Source organism: Acinetobacter sp. HR7 (genome assembly GCF_000773685.1).
GTDB lineage: Bacteria > Pseudomonadota > Gammaproteobacteria > Pseudomonadales > Moraxellaceae > Acinetobacter > Acinetobacter thermotolerans.
Genome location: NZ_JPQO01000068.1, coordinates 1 through 20126 on the forward strand (window position 1 = coordinate 1; position 20126 = coordinate 20126).

A 20126-nucleotide genomic window follows, 5' to 3' on the forward strand; every position below is an offset into this window, starting at 1 on the left:
TGCTTAACTGACTGGCATTAAGCTTATGCTGGGTTTTTTAATGCGAGATAGACAGGTTCTTCTTCAGAATTAGCAGCTGGCTCAAGCACAGCTTCTTTTTCTATCTTTATTGCTTTCGATGACAGTTGTAATAGATATTGCGCCATCAGACGGGTCGCCCAGGATTCAGTTTTCATCAGACCTTCATAAAAACCGCAATGCCCGCCTTTCTTGGTGGTAATCACCATGATATTTGGCATCGCGCGAATCTTGTCCTTATAAGGCTCTAAATTATTGATATGACAAACTGGATCATCCTCTGCATTGAGAATCATCAATGGGATTTTGACATTTTCAAACACATAAATCGGATTGGTAGCCTTGGTATAGCTCTCATAGTCATCATAACCCGCCAACTGAAAATAAAGCTTTTCGAAGTCTGCCAGATCCTTGACAGAAAGCAGCTGTTCCCAAGTCGGAATGCTTTTCCAGACTTCCTGGTAGGGATGAATAAATTTTTCTAACAGTTTCTTGGCCATGTACTTGCTATAGAATGGATGCACATAGGCAAAACCAGTTTCGGTGTTATAGCCCGGGCAAAGCGCAAAAGCAGCTTTGAGTGGTGTCTTCTCTCCTTCTTCTCCAAGATAGCGGACGAGCAAACCAGTACCCGCTGAGGAACCGACACCATATAAGTCAGACTGCGGGAATTTATTCTGAATATAACTTAATTGTTCACGCAAATCCTGGGTAGAACCAAACAGATTGATTTTCGGCACGGGCATTGGCAAATCAGCATGGCCACGGCGCAAACACAGCGCGACACGCCAACCGGTGTATAAGTGTAAATCCCGAACCAGCTCACCCATGGATTCTGGCGTGCCAGTAATCGTATGTAACAGCACAATCGTTGGTGTATCTGCTGGCAGGTTCAGCCCATACCAGGCAATCCCGGTAATACCGCCATCCGACATATTGAGCTGTTCAAGTGCATCATATTTTAATTTGATGCGTTTCTTTCTAATTAGATCGAAATACAGAATATGGGCATGCGCATTGGACAGCCACGGCGTCGGTCGGTACTTCTGTTTCAACTGTGGAAGACGATCAATCAGATCCTGAAATACCCCATTTGGATTGTAATAAAGCGTGGGCGTATCTGCGCCGATCAAACGATCAAAATACTCACCTGAAAGCTGAACTGCTTTTTTTATCAACATTTTCATTTGTCTTTCCATCCAGTTATCCTTCAGTGACTAACAAATTTCATGCCGGTTTGTATGATTGCTCCTGACTACGCCTACCTTTATTCTCAAGTTGTTTCTGTTCAGACTTTTTGCTGAAAGGCCATCATGCGTTGACCCATTTGCGCTGCCAGAGCTTCAAGTCCTGACTTCGGTCGAATCATCACTTCAAAATCGATAATTTTGCCGTCGTCATTAAATTGAATCATATCAATACCCTTTAGTTTCTTATCCCCCACATTTGCCGAAAATTCAAGCACAATATGGTTACCATCTTCCGAATAGAACGTCCGGTGATAGGTAAAATTCTCAAATACCTGGATCACATTAGTCAGAATGAAAAAGACGACAGGCTTACCCAAATATGGATTAAAAGCTACAGGCGAACGAAATACCACTTCATCTGCTAGCAGTTCATTCAGGATATTCATGTCACGGCTCTCTAGCATTTCGTGCCAGCGTGCAAGTGAGGTTTGGGTAGTTTCTAGGGTCATTTTTGGGGTCCTTTTTTATTTTAGTATTTTTAATTAAGTAGAGTGCCCCTTTGTAAAAGGGGGATTTAGGGGGATTCATATATTTAATAGTTAAATCCTCTCCCTAACCCTCTCCTTTGATAAAGGAGAGGGAACGTTGTGGAGCAACTTTCTTACATTACAATAAGTATGGAAACAAACATCATCATATAAAAGTACTTATTAATTAGATTCTCGCCGCCAACTCAGCACCCTGACGGATCGCACGTTTGGCATCCAGTTCACCGGCTTCTTTGGCACCGCCAATCAGATGCACATTTTTACCTGCCTGTTTCAAGTCATCATACATTGCAGTATAGGATTCCTGACCGGCACAGATAATCACGTTATCTACTTCCAGGACAGTTGGCTGACCGTTGACGGTGATATGCAGACCTTGGTCATCAATTTTTTCATAGCTGACACCCGGCAGCATTTTTACATTACGATGTTTCAAGCCAGTACGGTGAATCCAGCCCGTAGTTTTACCCAAACCGGAACCGACAGAAGCCGCTTTACGCTGCATCAGGTAAATTTCACGGCTTGACTGTTCCACTTTCGGCTGTTTTAAACCACCGACATGTTCATAACTGGTATCAATCCCCCATTCATCATAGAATTTTTGTGGATTGACGCTGCCACTCTCACCTTCATGACTCAGTAGCTCCGCAGTATCAAAGCCGATACCTCCGGCACCAATAATTGCCACACGTTGTCCCACAGGCTTACGCTCTTTGAGCACGTCCAGATAAGACAGCACTTTTGGATGATCAGCACCCGGAATATCCAGCCGACGTGGAGTCACACCTGTTGCAACGACTATGTCATCAAAGTTGGCTGAACTAAGCTCTTCGAAAGTCGCCGTATGGTTCAGTTTCAACTGAATACGTTGCTGCAGTTCGATCTGACGTTTAAAATAACGGATGGTTTCGTGAAATTCTTCTTTGCCCGGAATAGTCTTGGCAATATTAAACTGACCACCAATCTGATTCGATGCTTCAAAAATCGTGACATTATGACCACGACCCGCAGCATAAATCGCGAAACTTAAACCGGCTGGACCTGCGCCAATCACCGCGATATTTTTTGGTGTAGACACTTCCTTAAAGACCAGTTCAGTCTCATAACAAGCACGTGGATTCACCAGACAGGAAGCAATCTTCATCGAGAAAATATGATCCAGACAGGCCTGGTTACAGCCAATACAGGTGTTGATTTCATCACTACGACCTTGCTCGGCTTTCACCACAAATTCAGCATCCGCCAGCATTGGACGTGCCATAGAGATCATATCGGCATGACCCGCAGCCAAGACATATTCTGCCATTTCCGGGGTATTAATACGGTTGGAAGTAATTAAAGGCACCTTGACTGAACCTTTTAACTTTTCAGTCACCCAAGTAAAGGCAGCACGTGGCACTTTAGTGGCAATCGTTGGAATCCGCGCTTCATGCCAGCCAATGCCAGTATTAATAATCGTTGCACCCGCTTTTTCAATTTCTTGTGCCAGTTGAATGACTTCTTCTAGCGTTGAACCACCTTCCACCAGATCCAGCATTGACAGACGGTAAATAATAATAAAGTTCTCACCCACGCTTTCACGGGTACGGCGTACGATTTCAATCGGGAAACGGATCCGGTTTTCATAGCTCCCGCCCCATTCATCATCACGGTGGTTGGTACGTGCGGCAATAAATTCATTGATTAGGTAGCCTTCCGACCCCATGATTTCCACACCGTCATAACCGGCATATTGTGCCAAACGGGCGCAATTGGCGAAATCATCAATGGTTTGTTGTACTTCAGCTGATGTGAGTGCATGTGGTTTGACCGGATTAATGGGTGCCTGAATCGCAGATGGGGCAACGTTCTGTGCCTGATAAGAATAACGCCCAGTATGCAGAATCTGCATGGCGATCTTGCCACCCGCTTCATGCACAGCTTGGGTAATCACTTTATGCTTTTCAGCTTCTTCAATACTGTCCAACTTGGAACCACCCTGAAAGGTCACGCCATGATCATTCGGTGAAATACCACCTGTTACGATCAATGCCACACCGCCTTTGGCACGCTCAGCATAGAATGCCGCCATACGATCGTAACCACCCGGCGCTTCCTCTAACCCGACGTGCATGGAACCCATCAGGACCCGGTTTTTTAAAGTAGTAAAGCCCAAATCCAGGGGGGCAAGTAAATGCGGATACTTAGACATTTTGACTCCTTAGCGTGCCTGTTTAGCTGGCTATTTTTATCCTTGCCGATATGGAAATACCCTCATTCATCGGCTTTTATGCAACTTGTTGCAATAACTTATAGTTCAGAATTGCATTTTATGCAACATGTTGCATAATAATCCTGAGTCATTTTTTCTGAGACGTTTATGTCTTTATCGCATGTTCTATTGACCAGTTTGCTGGAAAAACCAAGTACCGGTATTGAGTTAGGACGCCGTTTTGACCGTTCGATGGGCTTTTTCTGGAATGCGACCCATCAGCAGATCTATCGTGAACTGAATGCCATGTTACAAAAAGGCTGGATCTCGACCATTGAAGATGAGGACAGTGGCTCACGCAAAAAGACCTATCAGGTCGAACGTCCCGGGCGTGAAGAACTAGCCAACTGGATGCTGCAACAAAGTCCACCAGCCCAGCTACGGGAAGAACTGATGGTGCGCTTACGCGCTGAAGCCCAACTTGGCAGTAATACCATTCTGCCGGAACTAGAACGTCATCTGGAGCTGCACCGGGAAAAACTGAATATTTACCAGCAAATTTTCACTAAAGATTTTGCAACAGCTGACGAACAGAACCGCACCTTGTATATTCATAAAATGATTCTGCAACTCGGCATCGACCTGGAAGAAGGTTGGATTGCCTGGTTAGAAACCATTATTCCAAAATTAAAACAATTCAATGATGCAGCTACTAGCTAGCATAGAACAAAAAGGACTCAGTCTATGTCATATTACAAAATGCCTGACGGCGAAATGCTTTTTGTACGCGAATATGGACAGGGTCAGCCCGTACTGGTGTTGTCTGGTCTTGGGATGTTGAGCTGGCAATGGGCCGCTTTCCTGTATCCACACCGGCACCAGTTCCGCTTTATTATTCCAGAATGGCGCGGTTTTGGCGCTTCCAGTGATTGCAAGATTCCCGATATGGATGCGATTTCTAGTCACTGGCTGGATGTACAATCCGTAATGCAGCAGTTAAATCTGGATAAGGTGATTGTGATCGCCTATTCGATGGGCGCGACAACCGCCATGCATGGCATGCAGTATGCAGATTTTGCCGAACATGTGACTGCCTATCTGCATATTGACCAGACGCCAAAAATCCCAGTCGATGACAGCTGGGCTTATGGCCTGTTTGGAGAACATCATCCGGTCTTTATTTCTCTTTTGACCCAGATTTCCGAATTACTGGCACAGCATCAGGATGTGAAATACATTAAAGATCTGGACAGCAACACCCGTCATCAGATCGCCAGACTCTGGCTACAGTTTATTGGCCTGCAAAATAACAATAAATATAGCCTGAAAGCCTTTGAATGGATTCTCAATCAGCCACGTCTACAAAGTCTGTTACTGCCATCGAATCGGGTCGATTATATGGCTTGGTATATCAATAATTATCTTTATCACAGGGAAGATTACCGTGCTGCAATTCAGAAACTGCAATGTCCAGTGACATTCCTGAGTGGTGCACAATCCAAACTCTATCCAGTTGAAGGCCAAACCCTAGTTGCGCAAAGTATCCCACACGCCAAACAGGTTCGTTTTGAAAAATCCGGGCATACCCCGCTGCTGACTGAACCAGTCAAATTCGGTAAGGAAATCGCAGCCTTCTTAAAAGGCAATGCGAACCAAAACAATCAGGCAGCTTGAAAGCGTAAGGAAACAAAATGAAAAAACTGGTGTTCTTCTCAGGTGCTGGCATGAGTGCCGAAAGCGGTATTAATACCTTCCGTGATAGTGATGGTTTATGGGAACAGCATCGCGTAGAAGATGTCGCAACACCGGATGCTTGGCGATGTAATCCTGCATTGGTACAGCGTTTCTATAATGAACGGCGCAAAAAGATCCTTGCTGCACAACCGAATGCCGCACATCAACTCATTGCTGAATTGGAAGATACCTATGACGTGCATGTAATTACCCAGAATATTGATGATCTGCATGAACGTGCTGGTAGTTCGAATGTTATTCACCTGCATGGCAATATCCGTCTTGCGAAAACTTCCGGACCGAAAGCCCAATACACCACCGAGTTTTATCCAATTGAAGGGGCTGAGCTGGATCTCAATAAACACTTCTGCAAGGATGGCTATCCGCTACGACCGCATGTGGTCTGGTTTGGTGAAGCGGTGCCAGCTTATGAAGAAGCTCAGGATTGTGTACAGGATGCCGATATTTTTATCGTGATAGGTACCAGCTTACAGGTCTATCCGGTCGCTGGTTTGGTGCAGGAAATTCCACCGAATTGCACGGCTTACTATATTGATCCCAAAGCCAATCAGCAGCACTTACCTCCTCAGTTCGAAAAGATTGCCATGACAGCGACTCAGGGCATGCAATATCTCAAAGATAAGCTACTGAATGAAGTTGCATAAGTGATAAAAAACAAAGTCTGCATTGACACCACGCAACAATGTATTTTTAATCCCTTCATTGTTGCGTAAATGGAATGAACTAATGCTGACGGACCTAGATGATTTTTATTGTTTTGCTCAAGTAGTCGAACATGGCGGTTTTAGTGCTGCAGAACGTGCCACAGACATTCCGAAATCTAAACTCAGTCGCCGGGTCTATAATCTGGAAGAACGTCTGGGTGTCCGTCTGATTCAGCGCAGTTCTCGCCATTTTGCCGTGACTGATATTGGCATGAATATTTACCGTCATGCCCAAGTCATGCTGAATGCCGCCCAAGCAGCCCATGATCTGGTCGATCATCTAAGTACAGAACCACGCGGCACGATTAAACTCAGCCTGCCCGTTTCCATCGCACAAAACGAAATGGCACGGATCCTTCCAGCCTTTTTAAAACAATATCCTGAAATCAAGATTCAGATGATGGTCACCAACCGTCGGGTCGATATTATTAATGAAGGTTTTGATATTGCCCTACGTGTTCGTTCCAGTCTGGATGATGATCCAAATCTGGTGATCCGTCAGTTCGACCAGATCGAGCAGCATCTGTTTGCCAGTCAAGGTTATCTGAATGAATTTGGTCACTTGAAAAATCCGGAAGAGCTCTCTGAGCATAAAATCCTGAGTATGGCGGAAGAACATACTGAACAATACTTGGTGCTCCATAACAGCACGCAGGAACAGAAAAAGATTCGGATTACGCCAACAGTCCTCGGCTCTGACCTAAACATGCTGGCCCAACTGGCGGCATCTGGTTGTGGCATTACCCTGTTACCGGATAACGTGGTGCAGCAATATGTGGAACGTGGTGAATTGGTACGAGTATTGCCGGAATGGAAAGCAGCGCATGGGATTTTCCATATGGTCTATCCATCCCGTCGTGGACTATTACCAGCTGTGCGGGTATTTATTGATTATCTGGTAGCACATTTACATCACGCTTAAAGGTTAGATCAGCTACATATCGTAAATACAAAAAAGGCCCATCCACAAGGGATGAGCCGTTCAGAGTCACTACAGCATTAAAACAATTCAATTTCTCTGGAGGAGACAAGGTGAATGTCTGCTCTAACCTTTCACTTTTCTAGTCATTCACCATGATTGAATAACCGAATCAGTGAGAGGTGTTGCAACTTCATGAACTCAAATATAGAGAATGAATCTCATTTACACCACTACAGCCTGTAAGCTTTTGTGTGTTCTTGCAAGTGTTTGTATAGGTTCGTTTACATTAAAAAAAGCACTGACTTGGGCTAAATCAATGCTTTTTTTTAAAACTGGACTTATAACGTTTTTTTAAATCTCAGGATAAGAACCTGTACCTTCTGGCCATGGAGATAACAGTTCAAAACCGGTATCTGTCACATAGACCATGTGTTCCCATTGTGCAGATAATGATTTGTCGGCAGTCACCACAGTCCAGCCATCTTTCAGCTCTTTCACGCGAGCTTTACCCAGGTTCACCATCGGCTCAATGGTAAATACCATACCTTTTTTCAACACAATGCCCTGACCCGGCTGACCATAGTGCAATACGTTTGGCTGTTCGTGATAGACCTTACCAATACCATGACCGCAATATTCACGTACAATGCTATAACCTTCACGATGTGCAACCGACTGGATCGCATGACCAACATCGCCTAAAGTTGCTCCAGGTTTTACTGCATGAATCCCAGCCACCATGGCTTCATAAGTGGTTTCCACCAGTTTTTTCGCTTCTGCTGATGGCTTACCGACATAGTACATCCGGCTGGTATCACCAAAGTAACCATCTTTAATGATCGCAACATCGATATTAATGATATCGCCATCTTTTAACACCACGTTTGGCGATGGAATACCATGACAAACCACTTCATTCGGTGAAATACAGGTGGTTTTGGTATAACCGTAATAACCCACATTCGCAGGAATCACTTTCAGGGTATTTACAATAAAGTCATTACAGAGATCATCCAGATATTCTGTCGTGACACCCGGCTTCACATGCTCCCCGATCATCGCTAAAACTTCTGCAGCCAGACGGCCAGATATACGAAGTTTTTCGATATCTTGTTCAGTTTTAAGAGTAATCGTAGAAGCTCTCATGTGCTTATCCTCAATTTGAATCCATGAATTATAGTCCTTTTTTGTGAACAATGTCGCACATGAATTAGCACTATCGTGTAGCACGATTCGGCTGAAAGATAAAATCGATGACGATTTGTACAATTAAATTCTCTCTGCTTTTAAGCTTTTTGAAGCTTGAAACTTACTAAAAGTTTAATTATTAATAAATTTCAATTATATATTTCTACCAAATTTTAAATGATCATTTTTTCGATCATGGAGATCAGTAAAATCAAGGCTTTCAGCTAGAAAATAGACTCCAAAAAATACTCCTTTTCTACTAAAATCGTTTTCTTTTTTATCCATCTCCCTCTATGACAAGTCTCCGTACTCGAGATATTGTTGCTTTAGGTTTTATGACCTTTGCCTTATTTATTGGTGCAGGCAACATTATCTTTCCACCGATTGTGGCTCAACAAGCCGGTGAGCACGTATGGTTTGCTGCCTTAGGTTTTCTGATTACGGCAGTTGGCCTACCTGTCATCACCATTGTGGCATTATCCCGTGTTGAAGGTTCTATCCAGATCTTAAGTTCACCTCTCGGTAAGGCAGCCAGTCTGCTACTAACCGTGGTCTGCTATCTAGCTGTGGGCCCATTATTCGCAACTCCGCGTACTGCAACCGTTTCCTATGAAATCGGTTTCTCATCGCATTTCGGTACGGCACCCAGCAGCCTGCTGATCTATAGCGTGATCTATTTTTCGATCGTGACACTGGTTTCCCTATATCCAAATAAAATTCTGGATACTGTCGGCTACTTCCTGTCTCCATTGAAAATCATTGCCCTGATCATTCTGGGTGTGACCGCTTTTGTATTACCGACAAGCAATCCGCCGGCAGCCATCGGCAACTATGTATCTAGTCCTGTAACTGAAGGTGTTGTGAATGGTTATCTGACCATGGATACACTGGGTGCCCTGGTATTCGGGATCGTGATTGTGCGTGCGATTACATCTCGTGGCGTGACTGACGGTAAGCTGATCACCAAATATGCAGTCAATGCAGCCGTGATTTCAGGTATTGGCCTGACACTGGTTTATCTGAGTCTGTTTAAACTGGGCTTGGGCAGTCATGATATTGCTCCAAATGCCGAGAATGGCGCGATTATTCTACATGCCTATGTACAACATGCTTTTGGTGATATGGGCGCTTATTTCCTTGCAACCATGATCTTTATTGCCTGCATGGTGACTGCGATTGGCCTGACCTGTGCCTGCGCGGAATATTTCTCGTCGATTACCCGCATCCCTTATAAAGCCTTTGTGTTTATTCTGGTTGGATTTTCACTGGTGATTTCGAACTTAGGCTTGACCAAACTAATTGCCGTATCTGTGCCTGTGCTGAGTGCAATTTATCCGCCTGCAATTGCAGTGATCCTGCTGAGCTTTTGCGGACATTTCTTTAAAAAGCCTGCACATGTAGTCGCACCGACAACTTTGGTTGCCTTTATTTTCGGTATTTTTGATGGTTTGAAAGTCGCTGGATTTGAATTACCTGCAGCACTCCAGAATTTACCGCTTTCTGAACAAAATATGGCCTGGCTCATCCCTGCCCTGATTGTTCTTGTGATTACAGCTGTCATTGACCGCATCAGAAACTAATCTTTCCGTGCAGTGTCGATAAATCGGATTTTTACCCAAGATACGATTTAAGCGTGATCAATAATTGTCATGTTTTACCCAAACTGGCACTTATTGGTTCAAATCACTGTTTCAAGTTCAGTCTAAAAATTTAATTTGCTCATACACCCATCTTAATAAACTGCCTTTAAAGGTTGAGCTGAATAACAAAAATAAAAATATTTCCTGATTAAGTTATTTATTTTTAAAAATTTATCGTAATAAGCCTACACAAGTGAAGCTTCTGCTATCGAGCTCATACCTATTTTTACATTCCCTTCGCATTCAATGCCCATTCTTGGCGTAGTATTTGCTTCTTTCTGAGTGTACTTATCAGTTTTTAATGCTTTTAGAGACTGAAATAGTATAAGTGAACTGTAGAGTCGAAATAATTCATCTAAATCTACGACTAAAGAGAGGCAATAACGCCGTTCCAGTTATAGGGAGCTATTGAAAAGTTTCGATATTCGAAGTACAACTGTATATTCAATTCTGATTAAAAAGCTCAGTTTTGAATACCAATAACACTAAAAAATAGGAGGGATGGAGATGTTATCAGTACATTTCAATAAGCAAGTCTTCATTGACGCTCTTAAAGCCAATTCTAACCTTGTGGTGTTTTTAAGCACTACCTTTGCGCTTATGTTGACTTTAATTGTGCACTGCGTAATTCAAGGAAATTTAAAGCCAGAGTACTTAGCATATGCGCTGATCGTCTCGGCTGCATTTTATCTGTGGGTGGTCATTGACCAGAAATATCGCTAATCAATAAGAATATTGAGCCATATGGATGACCTGGCCACTCATCCATATGGTAGAAAAAATTTAAGGCCAATTTCCAGCAAAACATCCCCTAGAAATATCTCCAATTCCTCTTAAAAAAGTCCCTGAATTACCCCCAAAAGTAAAATACTGGTTCCTCCAAACTCTGCAACAATCAGCCCGATCATGAAGAGTGTCAAAACAAAGCCCGGCAAATGAAACTTACCTAATTGATGAGGTTGCTTGAACTGATTGGTAGTGTCCTTTAAAAAGCCATGGAGCGCATAGGCACTAATCGCAAAGGCAAAAAAGGCTACATTTGCAACCACGCAAATCAAGTTCACCTGTTCTGAAAAGGCTGAATAATGCGCCAGCACTGCCAAAATCAGGGTTGCCGGTGCATAAAGCAGACTACTGCGATGGGCAATATCAACATAATAGTGCGCACGTGACTGCGATGATTTACGAATTTGTAGGTATTTCCAGATGCCCGTCAGCATCCCCACCCATAAAAATATCCCGCTAAAAATAATTGCGATTTTGACTGCAAGGCTGAGTTCAATTGGCTGCATAGCTGATTCCATTCATTTCTTTTTTGACTTTTGGGTCATAGTTATCACACGTTTCTTTTGGGAACTTCTGTACATTATTCATGGTTATAAGTCCAAGAATAAGTGTAACGCATGTCAGAATTTGAAACATTGACTATCACGTGCAAGGATGGCTACCCATTGGCTGCACGCTTCTATGCAGCCAATCAAGAAGCCGATGCAAGGTTCTACCCTGTGCTGGTCTGCCCAGCCACTGGGATTACTACGCAGTTCTATCACAGCTTTAATTTATGGCTACAGGCACAAGGCTACGCTGTTTTGTGTTTTGATTTCCGAGGTATTGGCAAGTCTTTATATGGCCCGCTGAAGCATTCCACTGCCAGCATTGTGCAATGGGGTCAGTATGATATTCCGGCTGCGATTGATGCCTTGCTGGAAAAGACTCAAGCTAAAAAAGTGATTTTGATCGGTCATAGTGCTGGTGGTCAGTTGCTCGGCATTGTGCCGAACTATGACAAGGTTGCAAAAGTTGTAGCAGTATCGGGTTCAACTGGCCATGTCAAAGGCTTAAAAGGCCGTACCAAGCTGCTCGCCCCGGTGATGTTTGATGTGATTTTCCCAATATCACGTTTGACTTTGGGTTATGGCCCTACCAGCAAGATTGGCATGGGTGAGAATCTGCCGAAAGACGTGGCCAAACAATGGGCTCAGTTCTGTAGCAAGCCAGGTTATGTGATCAATGCGATTGGTAAAACGGTGCCAAAAACAGAAGATCATCATAAACAGATCACCTGCCCAATTACAGTCCTATGGAGTTCGGATGATGAGATTGCTACTGAAGCCAATGTGAAAGATCTGATCCGTTTATATCCAAATGCCAAAACCAGCCATAAGGAACTGAATCCTGCTGCTTTGGGTCATCAGGCGATTGGTCATATGCTAATGTTTAAACGCAGCCACCAGAATTTATGGCCGATGATCGAACAGGAAATTGCTTCGATTCAATAATTATTCAAATTTGTGCTTTATATCATCAGGTTCGTAATTCGGCCTGATGGTCTTTTTATTTAGCATTACTTAGAACAGAAGTTTCATTATCTTTTACTGGGGTTTTATGTTCTAATGCACTTAGTATGAGATGAGCCTTATATGAGTATCACGAGAGTGATACGACTAGCCCCGTTAATTTTCTAAATTACGGGGCTTTTTCATAGGCTTTCTTTTACGGTATATTACTGTTTCTCCGTATTTTTGAAACACCCAATCTTTTGCTTGTTGGTCGGTGACTTTTTCACAAACATAGTAGTCATGATCCCAAGCTTCTTGATGGAAAATGACCTGTTTACGGTAGACAACTTGTTTTCCATTTTCAACACAGACAAAGCTGTCGCCTTGGTCTTTGACTTGGGTTCCGTTTAGGAAGCCGCCAATACAGAGGAAGCTGGATTGTTTTGCCATTACAATAAATATCTTTTCAACAGAATTACATTTTAGCGTATTGCAAAGACTCCTTATAATACAAATCCCGATTTAATTAATATTTTCAATTTCCCGCAAAAATTTAATGGCATTCACAACACTATTAAATATAAATTTACTTTCAGTTTTATTTAATGGTTTATTATCGTGTGCTAAGCTCTGATTATTTCTAACATCATTAAATGCTTCTAAAATTGATATATTACTTTTCAAAATACGTTCTGCCATACCACTTTCTAGTTTGTCTTTTTTCTTCAAATCTTTAATATATTCCCCTAATAGACTATGCAAAGGCTTATCTTTGTCTAAATCAATGCTATTTTTTGCACATATTTCACGAATAAAATTCGTTGTAAATGTATGCAATCTATCAACAGCAGCTTCAGGATTTCCTCTATCCAAACTACTTTTCATCTCACTGATCAGAAGCTCCAAAGTAATATTATTGGAATTAATACCATTACTAAGCTCGGAAACGTCAGGATTTCCATTTTGTAATCGTTCCGCAATTGCTATACATTCCTCCATTAATTTAGGATTACTATCAGCAAAAACACCTTCTCCATCACCATAGGAAATTAGTGCTTTAAGCACTCTAGAAACAATGAAATCTTCTTCTATTTCCCAAAATGCTCTTAATCTTTTAGCTTTCGAAGTGCCATTTTTAAAGTATTTTGGATTAGTAATATCTATATCCAAATCAGAAAAAAATTCAGCAAATGTTTTATCACTGAAATTTAAAACATAACCAGTTTCCATTCCTAAAATTTTTTCAATTTTTCTTTTTTCTATATGTCCTAATGTTGACATCAATAACTCCGAAAAAAATAAGGGCTGATTTCTCAGCCCTTATTCTTAACTCAATTTAATTTATTTTTCAATAAATTAGCTTAATTGAGCAGCAGCGATTTTCTTAGTATCAACAGTTCCAGCTGCATCTGTGTAAGTACCCATCTTGTCGAAATTCAGGTACTTGTAGATGTCAGCAGACATGCTGTCGATTTGAGAAGCGTACTGTTGGTATTCTTCTGGAGAAGGCAATTTACCCAGAACCGCAGCAACAGATGCAAGCTCAGCAGAAGCCAAGTAAACGTTTGCACCTTGACCTAAACGGTTAGGGAAGTTACGAGTAGAAGTAGATACTACAGTAGTGTTAGGTGCTACACGTGCCTGGTTACCCATACACAGTGAACAGCCTGGCATTTCTGTACGCGCACCAGCTTTACCGTAAGTGTTGTAGAAACCTTCTTCCATCAGTTGGCGTTCGTCCATACGAGTTGGAGGAGCTAACCACAGACGAGTAGATAAAGAACCACCAGGTACTTTGTCTAGAAGTTTACCAGCTGCACGGAAGTGACCGATGTTAGTCATACAAGAACCGATGAACACTTCATCAATTTTCGCGCCTTGAACTTCTGAAAGAAGTTTAGCATCATCTGGGTCATTCGGGCAGCAAAGAACTGGCTCAGTGATTTCTGAAAGGTCGATTTCATACACTTTAGTGTATTCAGCGTCAGCATCAGCTTTAAGAAGTGATGGGTTAGCCAACCATTTTTCCATGTTCTCAACACGGCGAGCCATTGTACGAGCATCGCCATAACCTTCAGAGATCATCCACTTAAGCATAGTGATGTTTGAACGAAGGTATTCAGCAACTTTCTCTTCAGAAAGAGTGATCGCACAACCAGCAGCAGAACGTTCAGCAGAAGCGTCAGAAAGTTCGAACGCTTGTTCTACAGTCAGGTCAGTTTCCATTTCTGTCAGGTCGATCTCAAGGATACGGCCAGAGAAGATGTTTTTCTTACCTTTCTTCTCTACAGTCAGGTCGCCTTCTTTGATTGCGTAGTAAGGGATCGCGTGTACCAAGTCACGTAGAGTGATACCAGGTTGCATTTTACCCTTGAACTTCACAAGTACAGACTCAGGCATGTCAAGTGGCATTACACCAGTTGCAGCAGCGAACGCTACCAGACCAGAACCTGCAGGGAAGGAGATACCGATTGGGAAACGAGTATGAGAGTCACCACCAGTACCAACTGTATCTGGAAGAAGCATACGGTTTAACCAAGAGTGGATAATACCGTCGCCTGGACGTAGAGAAACACCACCACGGTTCATGATGAAGTCAGGCAGTGTGTGTTGCATTTCAACGTCAACTGGTTTTGGATACGCAGCTGTGTGACAGAAAGATTGCATTACCAGGTCAGCAGAGAAGCCAAGACATGCAAGGTCTTTCAGTTCGTCACGAGTCATAGGACCAGTTGTATCCTGAGAACCAACTGTAGTCATCTTAGGTTCGCAGTAAGTACCTGGACGGATACCTTGACCTTCTGGAAGACCACAAGCGCGACCTACCATTTTTTGAGCAAGGGTGAAGCCTTTGCCGTTGTCAGCAGGTTGAACTGGAGTACGGAACAGAGTTGAAGGCGCAAGACCTAGCTCTTCACGTGCTTTAGCAGTCAGACCACGACCGATGATCAGGTTGATACGGCCACCAGCGCGAACTTCGTCTAGAAGTACTGGAGTTTTCAGTTCAGCTTCAGCGATTTGAGCGCCAGCTTTGAATGCAGTTACTTTAGCTGCTTCGCGATCGATTTTCAGAGTGATTTCGTCACCCATGTTCATGTTAGAAACATCGATCTCAACTGGTAACGCACCAGCATCTTCCATAGTGTTGAAGAAGATCGGAGCAATTTTACCGCCTAAGCAGTAGCCGCCTTCTTTCTTGTTAGGAATGTGTGGGATTTCTTCACCGAAGAACCAAAGTACAGAGTTAGTTGCAGATTTACGAGAAGAACCTGTACCAACAACATCACCTACGTAAGCAACCTGGTTGCCTTTCGCGATCAGTTCTTTGATTTGGCTTAATGGACCAACTTCACCTGGTTTTTCAGGTTTGATACCGTCACGTTCGTTTTTCAGCATTGCATTAGCGTGCAATGGAATGTCTGGACGGCTCCAAGCGTCTTGTGCAGGAGAAAGGTCATCAGTGTTAGTTTCGCCAGTTACTTTGAAAACTGTCAGTTTGATTTCTTCTGGAACGTCTTTACGGCTAGTGAACCATTCAGCATCAGCCCAAGATTGAAGAACTGCTTTTGCATTTGCATTGCCAGCTTTTGCTTTGTCAGCTACGTCGTGGAATGCATCAAATACAAGCAGAGTTTTTTTCAGCGCTTCAGCAGCAAGTTCACCTAGAGCAGCGTCATCTAAAAGTTCTACTAAAGGAGCAACGTTATAACCACCAAGCATAGTGCCCAGTAAGTAAACCGCACGTTCTTTAGAAACTAGTGGAGAAGTCGCTTCGCCTTTTGCCACAGCAGCTAAGAACGCAGCTTTTACGTATGCAGCTTGGTCAACACCTGCAGGAACACGGTTTTCAAGCAAGTCAACAAGGAATGCTTCTTCACCCGCTGGTGGATTTTTTAATAATTCAACTAATGCAGCAGTTTGAGCATCGTCAAGTGGCTTCGGTGGGACTCCGAGTGCGGCACGTTCTTCAACGTGTTGGCGGTAAGCTTCTAGCACGGTGTTATTCCTCTTTTTTAAAAAATTACCTGTGAATTCCAGCTTTCTAAAAGCTTCACAGATAATATGGACTCCAAAATTTTACTAAAATTCCTGTTAAAAGTTAATGCAAGTAAAGTGTTTCTTTGTGATGCTCATTATTTTGTAAATAAATGATGTGCATAATGATTATTTGATAATCAGAATTCCATTGTCTTGCATAGATTCGCCCCATACAGAAGCACTTTTAGCCGAATTTCTCTTATAAAAAAGGCAACACGAATGTTGCCTGAATTGTTTAGAAAAAGATACTCCACCTTAGTGGACAGTGCAGCTGTGCAAATATTGATTTAATGCCTCACGACATCCCTCAAATTTGACGATACATTCGTCTTCATAAGAGCCTTCATGGTTGTTACTAGCAAAGGAAATATCCACCAGATACAGTTTTTTATTTTCATCCAGCACACGTTTCAGGCTAACTTTATCACCTTTACTGAGTACATAATGTCCCCCGCCAATAATCGCCATACCTTGCTCATCTTCGAGCAGCAGATCAGCATGGTGTAAATATCCAACGACATTCATCATCCTGCTCCTTTTCTTGTTTTATCTTGAATCCATTATTCAATATAAAGATAAGCATTTCTATATTTATGATTTAGGTTTTGTCGGATTTTTGTACTAATTGATTGCTTAGGCTATTTATATTTTTAAAATCCGAATTCGAATATATTTCGCATTAGGTATTTGTAGTATTTTATTTTAAATCGGCGTAAAAAAACCGTTCCTTAGAACGGTTTGTAATCTGGCATTTCATCATGCGGTGTCGCAGTGCATTTTTCGGTGTATTTGACACGAACCGCTTCACGGGAAGCATCAACATCTTTGGTGATTTCAGCCATTGGCATTTTATAGACATCATCAATGATGGTCATGATGAAGCCCTTGGTGGTTTCATCCTCAATCTTGTCGGCATGTTCAACAGCTTTGTCTTTCTCAATGCCATTCTGACGATCCAGCATAATGCTACGTGCAGCATTCCCCACACTACGGCAATAGCCTTGCCACTGCTCTTCAGGGGTGAGTGGTTTTTTCTCGGCACAACCAACCAGCGCGACCAAGACAGATAAAGCAAGTAACTTTTTCATGAACTTCTCCTTACGCCGGTCAATATAAAAGATCACGGCACTTTTGTCATTTAATTTGCATATTCCCCTAGCTATAAAAAAAGCCCCATACAGGGCTTTCTTATTTCAGGGATTTTAACCGCAAGTGGCCTGAACAATTTTTCCAGTTTTCGGATCAGTCGTTACTGTGACACGATCTTCACGGAAGTCCATGGTCACAGGCTGACCCGGTTGTACCATACGCACGATTTTGGCTTTGGTTTTGTCTTTAATTTTTGCTTCGCTTAAACCAGACTGGCCGATCAGGCTATGTGCCGCTTCAGACAGACAGATGTCCTGATGACTGCGATAAAAAGCCCATTCCTCGATGACTTTACCATCTGGCAGATGACAATAACCGACCTGACCATCGACTTCATTATGGATTTCCAGTTTACCACCTTGCTCGATACAAAAGGCACTAGCTGGATTCGCCATACCCACTTTCGGTGCTTTTTCTTCTTCCGGCTGCCCTGCACATCCTGTCAATGCTGCAACCAGTACACCTAGACACATTAATTTTTTCATAGCTGATCTTCTTCTGTAGGATCATTTCGGCCAATTTAGCATATTCGTACTAAAAAAACTTTATACAAATGTATGAAAATTAAGGCTAAAGGGTATTTTAAATTAATCTATTAAACCGGTAATTTACTTAAGGCAAATTTATTACAAGATGACGCATTAAACAGATTTGAGTACCGCCCTGCTTTGCGCTACCATTTGTTTGAATATTAAACTTTTCTGCCGCCATGCAAGATCCCCAGTTCTCCCTGAAAGAATACCTCGTGACCGTACAAGAGGTGGTCAAACTCACCTTTGATACCCCGGTCTGGGTCAAAGCGGAAATTCGTAACCTGAATATCAAGGGCGGACACTATTATCTGGAGCTAGCAGAAAAAGACCCGGATAACGATCAGGTGATTGCCAGCTGTCGTGCCACCATCTGGAAATTTGCAGCGCAGAAGATCGTCAGCCAGTTTGAACGTGAAAGTGGAATTGAATTTAGCCGTGACCTAAATGTCCTGATCAAGGTAAAAGCCAATTTTGATCCACAGTATGGCTTTTCCCTAAATATTGTCGAAATCGATTCCAGCTATACCTTAGGTGACATTGCCCGACGTTATCAGGAAATCGTACAGCGACTGACCGCTGAAGGATTATTGGAAAGAAATAAACAGCTTCCCGCCCCTTTTGATCTGAACCGGATATTGGTTATTGCACCTGAAAATGCGGCAGGTCTGGGCGACTTTAAAAAGGATGCCGATGCACTGGCAGCCGCGCATGTCTGTGAATTTATTTATCACTCGGCAACTTTTCAGGGAAATACCGCGCCACAAAGCATCCGGCAAAGTCTAGCACAGGGCTTAAAACAATGGGCGGAAGACTTTGCTACGGCGCCCGATCTGATTGTGATTATTCGCGGTGGTGGCGCAGTGAATGATCTGGCATACCTAAATGACTATGAACTGGCTGCCCTGCTGTGTAAACGCAGTGTCCCAATCTGGGTCGGTATCGGTCATGAAAAAGACCGAACTATCCTGGATGAAATTGCCTATCGATCCTTTGATACCCCAAGTAAGGTGATTGCCGGAATCCGTAATCATATTGTCGAGCGGGTCCAGGAAGTCCTGTCCTATCTGCAAACCATTCAACGTGCTTCCCGGCAGCAGATTCAAGCTTATCAAAGCCAGAATGATCAATTGTTAGCATTAATCCAAAGCCTTACCAATGCAAAAGTAACGGAAGCTTCAAAAGAAATTTCTCAGCTTAAAACCAGTATCAGCAATCTGGCTCGTCAACAAACCCGCATGGCACAACAGCAGATTGAAGCCCTGTTACGTGAAACCCTGATTCAGAATCCGAAAACCGTACTGTCCAAAGGCTATGCCATCGTCCGCCAGCAAGGTCATGCCATTCGTTCCGTGCAGGAACTGGAACATGAGGTTCAGGTCGAAATGCAGGACGGAACATTTGCAGCCCACATTATCCAGGTAAATCCCTATGAGCAATGACAACACCTTAAGCTTTAAAGAAGGCTACGAAATCCTGAAACGCAATGCTGAACTGCTTGATGCCCAGCAGGAACCGGATATTGATAATTTGATGAAGATTGTTGAGGAATCTATGGCCGCCTATAAGGCCTGTAAAACGCGTGTCGATGCAGTACAGCAGGCGCTGGATGAAACTTTTAAAGAGTAATACTCTAAGACAGTTCCCTTTTTAGTGCCTTAAATACTACTGTGATGATAAAGGTTAATATTGCTTAGGCTATTTCTCAAATAGAAAGCTTTCTTCCTTGAAGGCTTTTATCTCTCGAATGTCTATTTTTGCTCTCTCAGTGGATGCTCAGGTTCTGCATTCGGTTTCTTCTCCGGCTTGATGCCCTTATAAGAAGACTGGTTACCTTTGTCATCATTGGATTCCTTATGCGGTGTTACATCTTTATCGGATTGCTCTTTTAATTTGCTCATATACGTATTCCCTTTCCAAATTAACTTAGTTCATAGATATCAGATCGGGAATCAACATCAATAAGAGAAATGT

General features: G+C 42.8%; 20 protein-coding genes and 1 pseudogene. 9 read left to right on the forward strand and 12 right to left on the reverse strand.

The genetic code is table 11. The annotated features are described in order from the left end of the window. Positions 1 to 23: 23 nt before the first annotated feature. The 3 genes from GW12_RS04405 to GW12_RS04415 all read right to left on the reverse strand — a co-directional run bounded on the left by GW12_RS04405 (position 24) and on the right by GW12_RS04415 (position 3947). Positions 24 to 1205: a YheT family hydrolase gene (locus tag GW12_RS04405; RefSeq protein ID WP_034584002.1), complete on the reverse strand. Its 1182-nt coding sequence runs from the start codon at positions 1203 to 1205 to the stop codon at positions 24 to 26. A gap of 101 nt (positions 1206 to 1306) precedes the next feature. Continuing rightward, positions 1307 to 1717, reverse strand: a complete 411-nt coding sequence (locus tag GW12_RS04410) for a nuclear transport factor 2 family protein (RefSeq protein WP_034584003.1) — start codon at positions 1715 to 1717, stop codon at positions 1307 to 1309. 205 nt (positions 1718 to 1922) lie between these two features. Then, positions 1923 to 3947, reverse strand: a complete 2025-nt coding sequence (locus GW12_RS04415; protein ID WP_034584005.1) for an NADPH-dependent 2,4-dienoyl-CoA reductase — start codon at positions 3945 to 3947, stop codon at positions 1923 to 1925. 168 nt (positions 3948 to 4115) lie between these two features. Between GW12_RS04415 and GW12_RS04420 the strand changes: the two genes are divergently transcribed. The 4 genes from GW12_RS04420 (at position 4116) to GW12_RS04435 (ending at position 7328) form a co-directional block, all read left to right on the forward strand. Next, positions 4116 to 4667, forward strand: a complete 552-nt coding sequence (locus GW12_RS04420) for a PadR family transcriptional regulator (RefSeq protein WP_034584007.1) — start codon at positions 4116 to 4118, stop codon at positions 4665 to 4667. Between the two features lie 24 nt (positions 4668 to 4691). Continuing rightward, complete coding sequence (locus GW12_RS04425; RefSeq protein ID WP_034584010.1) at positions 4692 to 5621, forward strand: alpha/beta fold hydrolase; 930 nt, start codon at positions 4692 to 4694, stop codon at positions 5619 to 5621. A 17-nt stretch (positions 5622 to 5638) separates the two neighbouring features. After that, on the forward strand, positions 5639 to 6346 hold the full coding sequence (locus GW12_RS04430) for a Sir2 family NAD-dependent protein deacetylase (RefSeq protein WP_034584012.1): 708 nt from the start codon (positions 5639 to 5641) through the stop codon (positions 6344 to 6346). 82 nt (positions 6347 to 6428) lie between these two features. Beyond that, positions 6429 to 7328 (forward strand): LysR substrate-binding domain-containing protein, encoded by a 900-nt coding sequence (locus tag GW12_RS04435; protein ID WP_034584015.1) that lies wholly within the window; start codon positions 6429 to 6431, stop codon positions 7326 to 7328. A gap of 351 nt (positions 7329 to 7679) precedes the next feature. Here GW12_RS04435 and map read toward each other — a convergent pair whose 3' ends face one another. Further along, on the reverse strand, positions 7680 to 8474 hold the full coding sequence (gene map / locus GW12_RS04440; RefSeq protein WP_034584017.1) for a type I methionyl aminopeptidase: 795 nt from the start codon (positions 8472 to 8474) through the stop codon (positions 7680 to 7682). A gap of 335 nt (positions 8475 to 8809) precedes the next feature. Between map and brnQ the strand changes: the two genes are divergently transcribed. After that, entirely contained in the window at positions 8810 to 10096 is a 1287-nt protein-coding gene (gene brnQ, locus GW12_RS04445) for a branched-chain amino acid transport system II carrier protein (RefSeq protein WP_034584020.1), read from the forward strand. A gap of 567 nt (positions 10097 to 10663) precedes the next feature. Further along, positions 10664 to 10879, forward strand: coding sequence for a hypothetical protein (locus GW12_RS04450; RefSeq protein WP_034584023.1), 216 nt, complete (start codon positions 10664 to 10666; stop codon positions 10877 to 10879). 110 nt (positions 10880 to 10989) lie between these two features. Here GW12_RS04450 and GW12_RS04455 read toward each other — a convergent pair whose 3' ends face one another. Further along, the gene (locus tag GW12_RS04455; protein WP_034584026.1) at positions 10990 to 11448 is read right to left on the reverse strand and encodes a hypothetical protein; all 459 of its coding nucleotides are present in this window, start codon (positions 11446 to 11448) and stop codon (positions 10990 to 10992) included. A gap of 111 nt (positions 11449 to 11559) precedes the next feature. On the opposite strand from GW12_RS04455, the gene GW12_RS04460 reads away from it, so the two are divergent. Further along, positions 11560 to 12435 carry an alpha/beta fold hydrolase gene (locus GW12_RS04460; RefSeq protein WP_034584028.1) on the forward strand — a complete coding sequence of 292 codons (876 nt, stop codon included), beginning with the start codon at positions 11560 to 11562 and terminating at the stop codon, positions 12433 to 12435. 246 nt (positions 12436 to 12681) lie between these two features. Here the strand turns inward: GW12_RS04460 and GW12_RS04465 are convergent. The 6 genes and pseudogenes from GW12_RS04465 to GW12_RS04490 form a co-directional block, all read right to left on the reverse strand. After that, positions 12682 to 12885: pseudogene (locus tag GW12_RS04465) on the reverse strand (hypothetical protein); the annotation flags it as partial. Positions 12886 to 12957: 72 nt separating this feature from the next. Then, the gene (locus GW12_RS04470) at positions 12958 to 13716 is read right to left on the reverse strand and encodes an abortive infection family protein (RefSeq protein WP_034584033.1); all 759 of its coding nucleotides are present in this window, start codon (positions 13714 to 13716) and stop codon (positions 12958 to 12960) included. 75 nt (positions 13717 to 13791) lie between these two features. After that, a complete protein-coding gene (locus GW12_RS04475) occupies positions 13792 to 16431 on the reverse strand; it encodes a bifunctional aconitate hydratase 2/2-methylisocitrate dehydratase (protein ID WP_034584036.1) in 2640 nt (879 codons plus the stop codon). Positions 16432 to 16728: 297 nt separating this feature from the next. Continuing rightward, positions 16729 to 16998, reverse strand: coding sequence for a hypothetical protein (locus tag GW12_RS04480; RefSeq protein WP_034584038.1), 270 nt, complete (start codon positions 16996 to 16998; stop codon positions 16729 to 16731). A gap of 203 nt (positions 16999 to 17201) precedes the next feature. After that, positions 17202 to 17561, reverse strand: a complete 360-nt coding sequence (locus tag GW12_RS04485) for a hypothetical protein (RefSeq protein WP_034584040.1) — start codon at positions 17559 to 17561, stop codon at positions 17202 to 17204. Positions 17562 to 17675: 114 nt separating this feature from the next. Continuing rightward, positions 17676 to 18107: an I78 family peptidase inhibitor gene (locus GW12_RS04490; protein WP_034584043.1), complete on the reverse strand. Its 432-nt coding sequence runs from the start codon at positions 18105 to 18107 to the stop codon at positions 17676 to 17678. A gap of 224 nt (positions 18108 to 18331) precedes the next feature. On the opposite strand from GW12_RS04490, the gene xseA reads away from it, so the two are divergent. Next, positions 18332 to 19594: an exodeoxyribonuclease VII large subunit gene (gene xseA / locus GW12_RS04495; protein WP_034584045.1), complete on the forward strand. Its 1263-nt coding sequence runs from the start codon at positions 18332 to 18334 to the stop codon at positions 19592 to 19594. Further along, positions 19584 to 19781 (forward strand): exodeoxyribonuclease VII small subunit, encoded by a 198-nt coding sequence (xseB, locus tag GW12_RS04500; protein ID WP_034584048.1) that lies wholly within the window; start codon positions 19584 to 19586, stop codon positions 19779 to 19781. Before xseA ends, xseB begins: the two co-directional genes overlap by 11 nt. A gap of 122 nt (positions 19782 to 19903) precedes the next feature. Here xseB and GW12_RS15860 read toward each other — a convergent pair whose 3' ends face one another. Beyond that, positions 19904 to 20053: a hypothetical protein gene (locus tag GW12_RS15860; protein WP_171077663.1), complete on the reverse strand. Its 150-nt coding sequence runs from the start codon at positions 20051 to 20053 to the stop codon at positions 19904 to 19906. Positions 20054 to 20126: the final 73 nt, after the last annotated feature.